This window comes from Flectobacillus rivi (assembly GCF_030056655.1).
Lineage (GTDB): Bacteria > Bacteroidota > Bacteroidia > Cytophagales > Spirosomataceae > Flectobacillus > Flectobacillus rivi.
This window is the reverse complement of record NZ_JASHIE010000006.1, coordinates 1-14,343: the sequence shown is the minus strand read 5'-3', so window position 1 is coordinate 14,343 and position 14,343 is coordinate 1. Positions and strand designations below refer to the sequence as shown.

The following is a 14,343-nucleotide window of genomic DNA, read 5'->3' as shown; positions in this document are numbered from 1 at the left end:
CAAGGACTTGAATGAATGAGAGAATATTGTCGTTTTTTTATTAGGAAAAAACAAAAGGGAGTGTACTTAGATGTTATTCACCATAATGCGAAAGTACTTTCAATACAATCAGTAAAAACATCATAGTGAATCCAATCGTTATGATTCTTTTACCATGCTTTCGGTCTTCTTCAGAATAAGAGTACACTACACTTCCGTTAGGCAATCTTTTTTGGGAAAAATAAATACCCCAACCCATGGCAACGCCCAAAAGCCCTCCTAAAATAGCAAAAGTATAGCCTGCCCAAATAAATTTAGCTTGCGAAGGCTCAGGTTTCGCCAACATCTCTAATCTTTCCTTTCTCAGATACTTGAGATATTCAGCCCCAACCACATGACCTCTATCTTGTAAAATTTTTTGTGCAAGTTTATAATCCAATTCAGACCACTCATCAGGCTTAGATAAAATTTCAAACAGTTCTTCGTCCGAGAACTGAAAAAGATAATGATCTGGGTCAATATCCTCAATACTTTCTTGAGCAATGTTTTCTAGAAGCTTTTGTACAACGGGAAAATTCTCTTTTTCGATTTTCACTAAAAAAAGCTTTTGTACAGCACGCATACTTACAGGGTCGATTGCGCCATTACTGATTTCTGTTTGAAATTCAACGTTATTCTGCTCAAGGAATTGGGTAAATTCAATAAAGTGTTCTTCGTCTGAAAACTCTTTAAAGGTTACAAATTCATCCATAAAAGGTGGTAGTTACAATTATCAAAGTTAAAGGTTTCTTTCAATTGAAATTTAGGTAAATTATTTTGAAAAATAGATGGTTTTTCCTGTTTTCGCTGATTCCTTGGCGGCTGAAAGAATTTCAACCACTACGCTATTGACTGCAAAAGATGACAAATCTTTTGCAGGTTTAATTTTGCCATTGACCACCGCCGCCAAATATGCAAACACATTGGATTGTTCATAAGAAAGTGGCGCCAAATCTACCCATTTTTCAGCATTGGATGCTTCTCCAAATACATATCGCATTTTAGGTTCTTTATTAGCAATAACGATACCTGATGTACCATAAACTTCGGTATCTTTTACGCCAAATGGCCAGTTCCAAGAAGCCTGAATTACTGCTTGGGTATTAGGATATTTTAGAATAATGGTGGCCTCATCATCTACTTTAGGATATACCGAAGGTTTGTCTTGTTGGGTAACAGCAGTTACTGAAATAGGCTTTTGACCATCCATTAGCCAAGTCATGATATTGGCACCATAACAACCAAAATCTACAATAGCTCCTCCCCCATTTTGGATAGGATCAGTGAGCCAATTGGTAAATTCTTTCGAACAGCCAATTTCGATTGGACCACCATGACCATCCTTAAAAACCACCTTTTTGATTTCACCTAAATTCTTATTCTGCTTAGCCATTTCCCATACCTTGGCATGAGATGCATACCAGGTAGTTTCAAAATTGGTCAATAAATGAATTTTGTACTTTTCTACCAATGCTTTCATTAATGCCAAATGCTGATTATTAACTGCCAAGGGCTTTTCTACAATCACATGGATACCCTTAGGAGCACAAGTTTCTACCACAGACAAATGCTCGTAAATAGAATTGAAAGCACAAACAGCCTCGGGATTTTTTTGTTGGATTAATGCCTCCAATGTAGGAAACCACATCGTTTCTGGAAGGTTGTGACGTTTCAGCAAACGCATAGCTAATGCTTTGTTGGGCTCAGCAAACCCTACAATTTCTACATCCTGCTGTTTGCCCATATAATCAAAAACCTGATTGATATGATCGTGAGTCATGCCAGCTACCCCAACACGGATAGGTTTGGCATTCACCAAATGGCTTGATATAAGCAACAATAGAAGAAGAGATAAAAGTATTTTTTTCATAGTTAATTGGGATAAAATTTGAAACTCAATTTATTGTAACAACCCAACATTGTTATCTGTCAGTATATGTATTGATAAAATAAAAATATGATTTATCCTGAAATTTAAGATTGGAATTATTCCCCAAGTGTTCATCAAAAAAGCGGTCAGAAAATATTTTCCGACCGCTTTTTTGATACTACCGTGCTAGATATGACTTGCCTTAAGACGCAATCATTGCGTCTCTACAGCTAGAATACAAATTTTAAAAATCACTCATTCACTCAATCTCAAATCACTCAATTGTTTATTTCGCATCCTTCTCAAAATCCAATGCCACTGAGTTGAGACAGTATCTTAAACCTGTGGGTCTTGGGCCATCGTCGAATACGTGTCCGAGGTGTGCGCCACAACGACTACACAAAATTTCGGTGCGTGACATCCCAAAACTATCATCAGGAACTTCGAGGATAGCATCCTTATGAATGGCTTTGTAAAAAGAAGGCCAGCCTGTCCCTGATTCAAATTTTGTCTTAGAATCGAATAAAGGGAGTTTGCAACAAACACATTTATAAATCCCTTTTTCATGGTTTTTCCAGTAAGCTCCCGAACAAGCTAATTCTGTACTTCGTTGACGAGTAACTTTATATTGTTCTGGTGTCAAAATCTTGCGCCATTCAGCCTCAGTTTTGACTACAGCAAATTTGTGGTTTTTGAGCGGGTCGTCTTCTTTTCTCTGGGAGCGACTTATCACAAGTCCTAACACACAAATAAATCCTAAAATGACTAATATGGTTTTCATATCTGATAAGTTTTGTTTTAATAATTACGAAAAACTCCTACAAATTGTTTTTGAATGCAATTAATAACTTCTCGAAATGATAAAAAGTCGTCTAGATTGCCAAATAGAATTAAGAAATAAAAATGTTGAAATTATGGTAAAATTTGAAATTCGCAGAAAATTTTCCTGCGAGGTTTAAAAACAAACTAACTATGTTGTTTTTCTGACAGATAAGTAATTTTACCATCCAAAATTGACCAAATGCTACCTAATTTTAACATATTTTAACATAATTTTAAATTTTTTTATTATGTTTTAAAATAAGTTATTATATTTATCCATCTGCTTACGATCAGCCATTTTTAAGCAGACCAATTTTCTAAAAAAAACGATTTGCAGAATTTTTTACTCCTAAATATTACTGGATGCAAAATATTTACTAATAAGGATTCCAACTTGACAAAATTTGAAAGTGTTTCTCTTCTAAGATTTTCAAAAAATCAGAAATTAACTTTCATAACCAACAATCACATACATATTTCCTTCTTGTCAGTCTTCTTTTGGTAGATCGCTTCTTTAATATTAGGTGTTCGATTAAAACTTAAACCGAAACTAAATTTATTCCCGTTGAACATTGTCCTTTCTAAAAGGATGGTATTTGACATAACTTGACTAATTAGCTTGAAAAACTTTACCATTAAATCAGCCAAACTAAAGGAGAACTATCAAGATTCAAACACAACTTCTGGGTGAATTCACACTTAGAGGCTTTCCTTTTATTATTCAATCTCAAATATTCAAAACCTTAGCATTGCTCTGTAGCAATTGCCACTGAAAAGTACGTCTATACGATACTCAATTAGGTTTTGATATTTCCATATTCATCTTTCTGTCCGAAACGATGCCTTTATAACTGTGTGTGCTCAGAACTGAGAACACCCTTTCTGGAATACGTATATACTTATAGTTAGCTAAAATATATCTCTTTTCCACCTTTAAAAGAATCTTTTTACCAAACAATTTAAACAATAATCATTATGAGAAAACTCTTACTGCTTATTACTGTATTTCTTCTTGTACAGATAGGCAACGCGTTTGCACAAGATAGGCAAGTTACAGGGAAGGTGACCTCATCTGAAGATGGTGCTCCACTTCCTGGCGTTAGTATCTCGATAAAAGGTACTCCTCGTGGTACAACTTCGGGTGCAGATGGTTCCTATAAAATTGCTGTAGGAAAAGACGCTGTTTTGACATTTTCATTCGTAGGTTTTGCTGCTCAAACTGTTACAGTAGGTGGACAATCACAAATCAACGTGGCATTAAAAGTAAACACTTCACAAATCGAAGAAGTTGTCGTAACTGCCCTTGGAGCAAAACGTTCGGAAAAATCTTTAGCATACTCAGCTCAGAGTGTTAAAGACGAACAATTAAACACTATTCGTCAAACAAACTTAAACAACGCATTAGCTGGAAAAGTAGCTGGTATTCAGGTACGTAGCCAGTCAACAGTAGCATTGGGTCGCGATGCTAGTATCCGTATCCGTGGTGCGGGTTCATTGAGCGACAAAGCTCCACTTTACATCCTTGACGGTAACCCTGTAAGTTCATCTGACGTAAACTTAGATGACGTTGAATCAGTAACAGTGTTGAAAGGTCCAAGTGCAACTGCACTTTATGGACAACGTGGTGATGCTGGTGTAATCATCATGGCATCCAAAAAAGGTACGATGAAAAAAGGAGTTGGTATCGAATTGAACCAAAGTACTTTCTACGAAACAGTTTATGTTTTACCTCGTTACCAAAACTCTTACGCTGGTGGTGCTTCTTCAGATATGATTAAATTCAACTGGGAAGCTGGCATGCCAGAAGAGTGGAAAGCATTGAATGGAAAATTTTATCATGACTACTCTGATGATGCATCTTGGGGACCTCGTATGGTAGGTCAAGAGTATATCCCGTGGTATTCTTGGTATCCAGGTACACAATATACTGGTAAAACAGCTTCTTTGGTAGCTCAACCAAACAACATCCGTGATTTCTACCAAGGTCAGTTTGCTACTAACACTAACGTAAACTTCTCGAAGGCAGGAGACAACTACTCTACTCGTATTTCATTTACGGCACAAAACCAAAACGGTTTGATGTACAAATCAAGTGGTGTAAAATATAACATTTCATCACAAACTACAGTAGATTTAGGAAAGCATTTGACTGCAACAGCCAACATCAACTTGTCAGAATACACAATCAAAGGACAATTCAATGATGGTTATTCTAATCAATCTTCAGGTTCATTTAACTCTTGGTTCCACAGAGATTTGGATTTGAATAAGTTAAAAGAATTGAAAGACTTGACTTCTCCAGAAGGTATTTTAGCAAGCTGGAACCACAATAACCCAGGTGCTTATGCTTCTTCTCCATTGAACTTCTACGGAGCAAACTACTGGTATAACTTCTACTCGTATTTCGAGAAATTAGATATTTCAGAAAACAGAAGACGTATGTTTGGTGATGTGAATTTGACTTACAAAATCAATGATAATTTGAAAGTAGCAGGTTTTGTTCGTTTCAACCAAGGTAATACTTTTGGAGAATCTAAAGTCCCAAGCATTCTTCAAACATCGGCTACTCAGACAGGTTTGAAAGCAGGTTATAACACTTACCAAACTTATGGTAATATTGTGAACAACGGTAACACGCCAAATGAGATGAACTACGAATTGATGGCGACTTACAACAAGCACATCTATGACTTTACAATCGATGCTTTGGCTGGGGGTAACATTCGTCACGATAGCTACAGAACGATGTCGGCTGGTACTGTAAACGGTTTAGTTATTCCAGACTATTTTACATTAAGTAACTCATCCTCAACTCCAGCATTGAGTTCTTATCGCTCAGATAAAGAAATTCGCAGTTTGTATGCACGAGGTTCATTTGGTTACAAAGACATCATCTTCTTAGAAGGTTCTGTTCGTAATGACCGTTCTTCGGCACTTCCAAAAGATGCTAACTCATACACTTATCCTTCGGTAGGTACTTCATTCGTCTTCGGAGAGTTGATTCGTAACACGGTTCCTGCTTTGTCATTTGGTAAAGTACGTGCTAGCTGGGCACAAGTCGGCTCTGACTTAAATCCATACTCATTAGCTCTTAATTACACATTAGCAAGTACTAAATTTGGTTCTAGTTCATATATGGGAACTCCCAATACATTGGTAGATGCTAATATCAAACCAGCTTTGTCATCTGCTTATGAATTTGGTTTGGACTTGAAATTCTTGAAGGATAAATTAGGTTTGTCTGTAACATACTATAACGAAGACAAAATCAATGAAATCATTACGGTACCTATTTCAGGAACAAGTGGTTTTACTTCTAAATTGATTAACGCTGGTAAAATCAACCGTCATGGTTTGGAGGTGTCATTAAACGCAACCCCTGTTAAAACTAAAGATGTAACTTGGACAACTACTGTAAACTGGGCAAAAAACACTTCAAAAGTATTAGCATTAGCTGAAGGTGTAGATGCGATTACTGTAACATCTGATGCATTTGGTGTAGGTACTGTTGTTCACCAAGTAGGTGAAGCATGGGGTCAAATCCGTGGTGGTGCATACACATACAAAGATGGTAAGAAAGTATTGACTGCTGATGGTATGTATGTAGTAACTCCAAACTCTTATTTGGGTAGTGTATTGCCAGACTTTACTGGTGGTTGGTTCAACCAAATCCAATACAAAGACTTCGTTCTTTCGGCTAACATCGAATTCTCAAAAGGTGGTAAATACTTCTCGCTATCTGATTACTGGGGTGGTTTCTCAGGTTTGTTTGAGAGAACAGCAGGTGTAAATGACAAAGGAAACCCTATCCGCGACCCTATCGCTGATGGTGGTGGTGTACACGTACAAGGTGTTACTGCCGATGGTGCAGCAGTAGATAAATACGTAGATGCTTATACCTACTTCCACCAATTCTCTACTAACAAACTTTCTCAAGAACACGTTTATGACCTTGATTTTATCAAATTAAGAGAGGTTAGTATTGGTTATAGAATTCCAGTAAAAGGAAGCAAATTGTTACAAAGCGCAACGGTTTCAATTGTTGCTCGTAACCCTTGGTTGATTTATACTAAAAACAGAGATTTTGACCCATCAGAGATGTCTCAAATTTTCGGTGAAAACGGTCAGTTCCCAGGCACAAGATCATTAGGTGTAAACATCAAATTAGGTTTCTAACAAACGATTTTAATTGAAGAGTAAGATGATACGTAAAAATATACTAAAAACGCTGGGTTTTGCATCAGTAATGCTTTTCGCAGCAAGTTGTTCGGATTTTGGAACAATGAACGACAACCCTAACGCAATCCTAACCCCAGTAACCTCTGCTTTGCTAACAAACGCATTGTTGGATTTTGATAGCCCTGCAAACAATGGGTCAATCAGAAATGGTTTGTATTGCCAATATTTTGCTGAAACACAATACACAGAAACATCGCTTTATGCTATTCCTCAAATTGGGTGGGATGGTAATTATGCTGGTTCGTTGTATGACTTACAAAACATCATCAATAACAATACGGATCCTGCTACCAAAGCTTATGCTGCATTAAACGGTTCAAACAATAACCAAATCGCTTTGGCTCGCATTGTAAAAGCATACCGTTTTTTGATGCTAACTGATCAATGGGGTGATATGCCTTATTCGGAAGCATTACAACTCAAAACACAACCAAAATACGATACACAACAAGAAATCTATAATGGTTTGTTTAAAGAATTAAAAGAGGCAGTTGCTCAATTTGACGGTGGTGCTGTACCAGCTGGGGACATTGTACATAACGGTAATTTAACACGCTGGAAAAAGTTTGCGAACTCTTTGCGTTTGATTATGGCAGTTCGTTTATCAAAAGTTGACCCAACTACAGGTAAAGCCCAATTTTTGGATGCTTTAGCATCTAATGGAGGTATAATTGACGCAAACGAAGATAATGCTCAAGTGGTTTATCCAGGCGGCACATTCAATAGCCCTTGGTACAATACTTACAATGGACGTAAAGATTATGGTATTAGTGATGTGATCGTAAATATGCTTTACGCAACTTCTGATGCACGTGTAAACGCTTATGGCGAACCAAATGCAAGTGGAACTGTGGTTCCTATGCCTTATGGCTTGACTCGTGATGATGCTGTTAATTATACTAACGCACACGCAGACTGGTCTAAAATTCTAAATCCTACGTACCGTCTGGGTAGTGCTACTTCTTTTGTTTTGACTGCTGCTAGTGTTTATTTGGCGAGAGCTGAAGCTGCTGCTTTAGGTTGGACAACAGAAAATGTAGCTACGATGTACAGTAAGGGACTTGAAATGTCTTGGAAACAATGGGGCGTATTTGACCAATCAAAGTTTAATACATTTATGTCAAATGCTGGTGTTCAATTAGGAACTACTAATGATGACATCTTAACTAAAGTCCGTACGCAGCGTTATGTTTCTTTCTTCCCTGATGGTGCTAACGGTTGGTCAGAATGGCGTAGAACAGGTGTTCCAGCTCTTACTCCAACACCAAAAGCAACTAACTCAAGTAAGCAAATTCCTCGTCGTTTTGTGTATGGTTCAAATGAGCCTAACCTAAACAAAACAAACTACCAAGCAGCAGTATCAAAACTAACAGGTGGGGATACGCAAGATGCTAAAATCTGGTGGGATAAATAGATGAACATTTTAATTCTAGAAGCAATGAAAAAATATATCAATATAATTAATTTTTTGGTGTTAGGTTCTCTTTTATCGATGACTAGTTGTATCGAAGAAGGTAAGGATTTAATAGAAGGGAAAGGTTCTAATTTTGTGAGACTCCCTGCCGCCAATACTAGACTTAATACAGTTGGTTTAGAGCTTTCCGCAGGCGATAAAACCGCAGAAATGGTTGAAATTATCCGAGATGTGAATTCAAATGCCGAGTTACAAAGCTCTGTAACAGTCAAAGTCAAAATAGATAATTCTCCTGTAGAAGCCTATAATGTTTATGCAGAAACAAATAAGTTGGCCAAATTACAAGTTTTACCCACCTCATATTATAAACTATCTTCAACTGAGGTAACTTTTGCTCCAGGTGAATTCAGTAAAATGATTTCAATTACCATTGACCCAACCAAGGTTGCTGGAGTTGATTATGCAGTAGGTATTACAGTTGATAACGCAGGTGCTTACAAAATCCGTTCAGGATTGGGTTCAGCTTTGTTCAAAATCATTGCTAAAAACCAATGGGATGGCCGTTACAAAGCTGCTGGGGTATTCTCACACCCAACTGCTGGTGACCGTGCTATCGACCGTGTAAAAGACTTGGTAAGTGTGAATGCCAACACGGTAATTGCTGAATTAGGTGACTTAGGTGGTTCTGGATATTATATGTTGTTGACCATTAACACAGATAATTCTGTAACAATTAAGCCGTCTGGCGCAACTCCAAACGTAGACCAGAGTTATTCTAGAAACTACTACGACCCAGCTACGAAGAGATTCTACTTGAATTACTCTTACAACGTAGCAGCTCCTCGTATTGTGAAGGAGACATTGACTAGACAATAAAGAATTTTATTAATAATTATTGGTTAAATTGTAATCGGTACTGAATATTTCGGTACCGATTTTTTTTGAATCAGAATTGAAACGATAACTAAGGGCAAACTAACATTCTCCTAGTTCAAGTCTAAAACTTTATTAATGGAAAGCACAAGTCAAAGAATTGTATTTTAAGCTTATTCTAAAAATAAAAGCCATTTAAGACAAAATAGAAAAGAATAAATTTTATATCTTAACAAGGTAATTTCTACATTAATAAACAAGTTACATCTCTAAATTAGTTTTAATAAAACTTTCTTATGAAAACACACCTTTCATTTCTTGCACTATTGTGCATGCTACTTTTTACTTCTACTCACAATTTAGTTGCTCAATGTACGATTCCATTATTAGATATTAGAGACTCAGTTACCATAAAGGCACTGAGAAGATACGTTGATAAGGCAGACGTGAGTAACTCCAAAGGTACTGGCAAGTACATTGATACAAAATCTACGGTTATTTTGCTTCAAGAAGAAATCGTACATCAAGCCGATAGAACTGTAACGAAGCTTTTGAAAGTTAATATGGCCAGAATGAATTATTATAAGTATCGTAAAATGAGTATAATAGGATATTTTTATATTGATGAATTTCTCGTCTTAGTAACTTCCTCTGAATTCGGTTTATTCACAACTCAAAATTATGACTATGACAACTGTTTGAGTAAAGTACTACAAAATCATTCCTTAAGAGAATATGATTCGCCAAAAAGAATTAAGAAAATTTTTCATAATCAAGAAGTAGAACAGATAGAATTGGGCGAACGAACCACTTTTCATGCAGCAACAATAACACTCGACTTTGCTGATAAGAAAAAGAAAGAGCCTTTTCATATTCAGTTTGAATGGGAGACCGTCAGTGATGGACGTTAGGTATAAATCGTAAACTATAAGATTTTAGGACTATAAGAAGAATTTCAAACTATTGATGATTTGGGATTTCTGATTTCGGGAATAAAGTAAAAACGCTAGTGCTGGCTTGGAAGCCAGCACTTACCATATCCAAGGATTCCAATCCTGATAGTAAAAGAGCTAAACTTATCTGAAGTAAAGTTTTAAAACTTTAGAAATTGAAAGCACGAGTCTAAGACTTGCGCTAGAAGCATTAGTCAAAGAATTGTATTTTAAGCTTATTCTAAAAATAAAAGCCATTTAAGACAAAATAGAAAAGAATAAATTTTATATCTTAACAAGGTAATTTCTACATTAATAAACAAGTTACATCTCTAAATTAGTTTTAATATAATCTTTCTTATGAAGATACACCTTTCATTTCTTGCACTATTGTGCACGCTACTTTTTACCTCTGCTCCCGACTTAGTTGCTCAATGTACGATTCCATTATTAGATATTAAAGACTCCGTTACCATAAAAGCACTTAAAATATACATTAACACAACTGATGCAAGAAACTTAAAACGTGAAGGAAAATATATAGATGAAAAGAGCACTATTGTTTTAGTCGAGGAAAAGCAAATTCACCAAACTGATGGTAGAACATTAAAGGTTTTAGAAGTGAATATGGCACAAATGAATTATTATAAGCATTGGAAAATGAGTATCATTGGGTATTTTTATATAGATAAAGTTCTCTTTCTGGTAACATCACCTTTTATGGGTCTATTCACTACCAAAAACTATGACTATGACACCTGTTTGAGTCAAGTGCTCCAAAATCATTCCATAAGAGAATATGATGCGCCAAAAAGAATTAAGAAAATCTTTCACAATCAAGAGGTAGAAATGAAAGAACTAGGGGAGTCCATAGATCATTATCAAGCCAGAATAACAATAAATCTGTTAGATAAAAATTCAAAAGAACCCTACATCGTTCAGTATTACAGATAGATTTTTAACGGAACTAGTCCGTGTATAATACTTGGGCTAGTTCATCTACAATTTTACCCCCCCGCTAGTGCTAGCATCAAAGCCAGTACTTCCATTTCCAAGCATTCCCAAAACTTCAAAATATAACTACAAGTCTTTGACTTTCGCTAGTTGGTAATTCTTACTAAAATTGAAAAATCCTACATGCTTCACTTCTAACACCTACAATTAAAGTATATTTGTGTTTTTTACACAAAACATCTTATGCTCTATGAAAAACCTCCTATGCTTAGTAAGCTTAGGCTTTATTCTTTCAATAAGTTCATGCTCAGTTGAGGAGACAGTCGCATTGCCAGAAAATAAATGTTTTAACGATGATGCTTCTGCCATCGAGCAGTTACCTTGGTTAAAAACGGTAGTATCCGAATTCCAAAAGCCTAAAAGTGGACCTGTGCAGGTAGTACTATACGTTTATAATCACGAGTACGCCAAAGACAAGTTTCAACTAGAGTATTTTATAGGAGTTTACAATTCATCGATAGCCTCTACTGATTCGTATATTTATACTTGTGATGGCAAAACTATCGGAGAGGCTGCTATAAATGCAAAAGATTTCTATGCAAAAGCTACAGTTGTGAAGGTATTATTCGAAGGGAGTTATTAAATTTATACAAAAGTTTTAGGAAGCTATCAATAATCATGGATTATAGTTAACAGAACAGGGTCTTGCCTTCATAATCCTGTTCTGTTCATCATACATCAATTTAGAAAAAAACATCAGCACCTATAAATTACTTATTATCAAGTATTACGAACTGATATCTATTTTCCCATATTTACAGAACTATTAATTTGCCATCCTGCGACAATCCAATTTTGTGGGTCGATTAATACACTTGGACTTTGAAGCATCGATTGAAGAAAAGTTAATTCGTCAAGAGATAACTCAGAAAAGACGTGTTCATTGCCAGTCTCATCCAAAATGGTTAGATATCCAACTTTATTAATAACGTCCCAACCGATGGTGTATGTTTTGATTGTTTGCATTGGTGTAAAGTTGTACTTTATTTTTACCAAAAGAAATACTATATATTGGGTATTTTAATCAAAATATAAACTTTTTATAATAACATAGAGTCCCTGTTTACCACTAATTTGTTTCCTATGTCGTACAAGAAAGTATTCATATTCCTTTTCATGTTGATGATTGCGACCGTTGCAATGTCTAATAATGAATTAGATAGTCTAACTAAGAAACTAAGGGGATTACCTGCTATAGGGAAAAATTTAGATACAGACACATTAAGAGCTTCATTACTTTGTAAGATTAGTAGAAGTATAATTGTTACAAATCCAGACAGTTCGTTTAGCTTATTAAACATTGCGGAGCAAATTTGCAAATACAGAGAGTGGCATCAAGGACATACAAATGTTTTATATTCAAGAGGCTTTAATTATATGAGTATAGGGCAATATATGAAAGCCACCGAATATTTATATAAAGGATTAATGTTAGCCGAAAAGACTAATGATTTACTAATGGTCGCTAAATGCGGTTCGATGTTGGGAATTAGTTACTCAAAACTAAAATACTTCAAAGAAGCAAAACATTACCTCGATATAAGTATTAGTATCTTTCAAAAGATAAACCAACCTCTTCAATATCTTAATAATCTCAATTATATGGGTATTGTTTTATTAGAAGAAAATAAATATTACAATGCTATTAAATACTTTTCATTGTGTTACGAAAAAAACAAAAATCTAAACTTCCCTGGACTGAGTTTGTATGCGTTAACCAATATCGGTATTTGTCAAAAAAAGCTCAATCAATACCAGAATGCCTTGAAAACCTTCTCCAAAGTAAAATCACAAGAAGAATCAATAAATGGATATCCTGTTTATGATAGAGTATTTACCCTAGCCAGTCTAGCAGATATTTACCAGAATTTAAAACAGTTTTCTACAGCTCAAAATCATTTGAATGAAGCTATCATATTAAATGAAAAAGGAGGCACAGATCATTCGTCCTCCTATCTTTATGAAATTGCATATAAGTATTTTAAAGCTGCTAAACATTATGATAAGGCTCTCATTTTCTTTGAAAAATATAAAACTCTTGAAGAAAAAATAAAACTACAAAATAATAATAGAGATATTGAAAATTTAAAATTTGAATACGAAAACGAAAAAAGCGAATTAAAGCTTAAAAATATCAATCAGGAATACACACAAGAATTACGCTTACGTAAAATTGCTGTTGGAAGCATAATTATCTTACTTCTTATTGGTTGCATTCTAGGCTGGAACCATATTCAGTTAAAGCGAAAGAATCTATTTATTCAACAACAAAGACAAGAAATTGTCAATGTCAATAAAGATTTGGAGGAACTAAATCATAATTTAGAAAGAATTGTAGAGAATAGAACACATGATTTGAAACAAGCTAATTTTGAATTAATTAAGAAAAATGATGAAATATTACTTGCTTTAGTTGAAGGTCAAACATTAGAAAGGAAAAGAGTAGCAGTTGAACTCCATGATAATCTTGGAGCTATGATGTCGGCTATGCGGTGGAGACTTCAAATTTTAAATAGAGATAGATTTACGGACAAAGAACAAAAGGTATATGATGGAATACTAGACATGATGGGAACTGCCTATTCGGAAATTAGGCTAATTTCACATAATCTATTGCCCATTGAACTTGAGAATAAAGGATTAAAAGGTGCTTTAGAAAAACTAGTCAATGATATTAATCTAGGAGATAAACTGCATCTATCATTAAATGTAGAACAAAAAGATATTCCAGAAGACAAAAGATTTCAACTTGAAATTTACAGTATTTGCTTAGAATTAGTAAATAATATAATCAAACACTCAAAAGCTAACAGGGCATCTATACACGTTTATAAAGAAAATGAAAAGCTAAAGGTTTCTGTGTCTGACAATGGAGTTGGCTTTGACCATGAGATTCTATCATCTGGTGTTGGATTAAAGAATATCCAAAATAGAGTGAATGCAAATCATGGCACTTTAGATATATCATCAGACACAAATAACATCACATCCATAACATGCTATTTTACAATAGGTTATTAATTCATATTTTGAATTAACAATGGTGTCGGCTTCCCATTTTTAGTACAGTTTAAAAATATACATAATCTGATTGTTTTGATTATGTATTTAACCCTTCTTGGGCTGAGTGTAGCGTAGCGGAACGAAGCCCAAGAAGGGTG

At 35.1% G+C, this 14,343-nt stretch carries 11 protein-coding genes; 7 read left to right on the top strand and 4 right to left on the bottom strand.

The features are described 5' to 3' along the window. Positions 1-73: 73 nt before the first annotated feature. The 3 genes from QM481_RS09660 to msrB form a co-directional block, all read right to left on the bottom strand. A complete protein-coding gene (locus QM481_RS09660; protein ID WP_283381592.1) occupies positions 74-730 on the bottom strand; it encodes a hypothetical protein in 657 nt (218 codons plus the stop codon). A 60-nt stretch (positions 731-790) separates the two neighbouring features. Beyond that, positions 791-1,888, bottom strand: coding sequence for a Gfo/Idh/MocA family protein (locus QM481_RS09655; protein ID WP_283381591.1), 1,098 nt, complete (start codon positions 1,886-1,888; stop codon positions 791-793). A gap of 286 nt (positions 1,889-2,174) precedes the next feature. Next, complete coding sequence (gene msrB / locus QM481_RS09650; protein WP_283381590.1) at positions 2,175-2,669, bottom strand: peptide-methionine (R)-S-oxide reductase MsrB; 495 nt, start codon at positions 2,667-2,669, stop codon at positions 2,175-2,177. 1,016 nt (positions 2,670-3,685) lie between these two features. Between msrB and QM481_RS09645 the strand changes: the two genes are divergently transcribed. The 6 genes from QM481_RS09645 to QM481_RS09620 all read left to right on the top strand — a co-directional run bounded on the left by QM481_RS09645 (position 3,686) and on the right by QM481_RS09620 (position 11,765). Further along, complete coding sequence (locus QM481_RS09645) at positions 3,686-6,886, top strand: SusC/RagA family TonB-linked outer membrane protein (RefSeq protein ID WP_283381589.1); 3,201 nt, start codon at positions 3,686-3,688, stop codon at positions 6,884-6,886. A gap of 25 nt (positions 6,887-6,911) precedes the next feature. After that, entirely contained in the window at positions 6,912-8,363 is a 1,452-nt protein-coding gene (locus QM481_RS09640) for a SusD/RagB family nutrient-binding outer membrane lipoprotein (RefSeq protein ID WP_283381588.1), read from the top strand. A 24-nt stretch (positions 8,364-8,387) separates the two neighbouring features. Then, on the top strand, positions 8,388-9,239 hold the full coding sequence (locus QM481_RS09635) for a BT_3987 domain-containing protein (RefSeq protein WP_283381587.1): 852 nt from the start codon (positions 8,388-8,390) through the stop codon (positions 9,237-9,239). A gap of 293 nt (positions 9,240-9,532) precedes the next feature. Further along, the gene (locus QM481_RS09630) at positions 9,533-10,147 is read left to right on the top strand and encodes a hypothetical protein (protein ID WP_283381586.1); all 615 of its coding nucleotides are present in this window, start codon (positions 9,533-9,535) and stop codon (positions 10,145-10,147) included. Positions 10,148-10,528: 381 nt separating this feature from the next. Beyond that, entirely contained in the window at positions 10,529-11,122 is a 594-nt protein-coding gene (locus tag QM481_RS09625; protein WP_283381585.1) for a hypothetical protein, read from the top strand. Between the two features lie 250 nt (positions 11,123-11,372). Beyond that, positions 11,373-11,765 carry a hypothetical protein gene (locus QM481_RS09620; protein ID WP_283381584.1) on the top strand — a complete coding sequence of 131 codons (393 nt, stop codon included), beginning with the start codon at positions 11,373-11,375 and terminating at the stop codon, positions 11,763-11,765. 158 nt (positions 11,766-11,923) lie between these two features. Here the strand turns inward: QM481_RS09620 and QM481_RS09615 are convergent, their stop codons facing one another. Beyond that, positions 11,924-12,148, bottom strand: coding sequence for a hypothetical protein (locus tag QM481_RS09615; protein ID WP_283381583.1), 225 nt, complete (start codon positions 12,146-12,148; stop codon positions 11,924-11,926). Positions 12,149-12,304: 156 nt separating this feature from the next. On the opposite strand from QM481_RS09615, the gene QM481_RS09610 reads away from it, so the two are divergent. Further along, a complete protein-coding gene (locus QM481_RS09610) occupies positions 12,305-14,203 on the top strand; it encodes a tetratricopeptide repeat-containing sensor histidine kinase (RefSeq protein ID WP_283381582.1) in 1,899 nt (632 codons plus the stop codon). Positions 14,204-14,343: the final 140 nt, after the last annotated feature.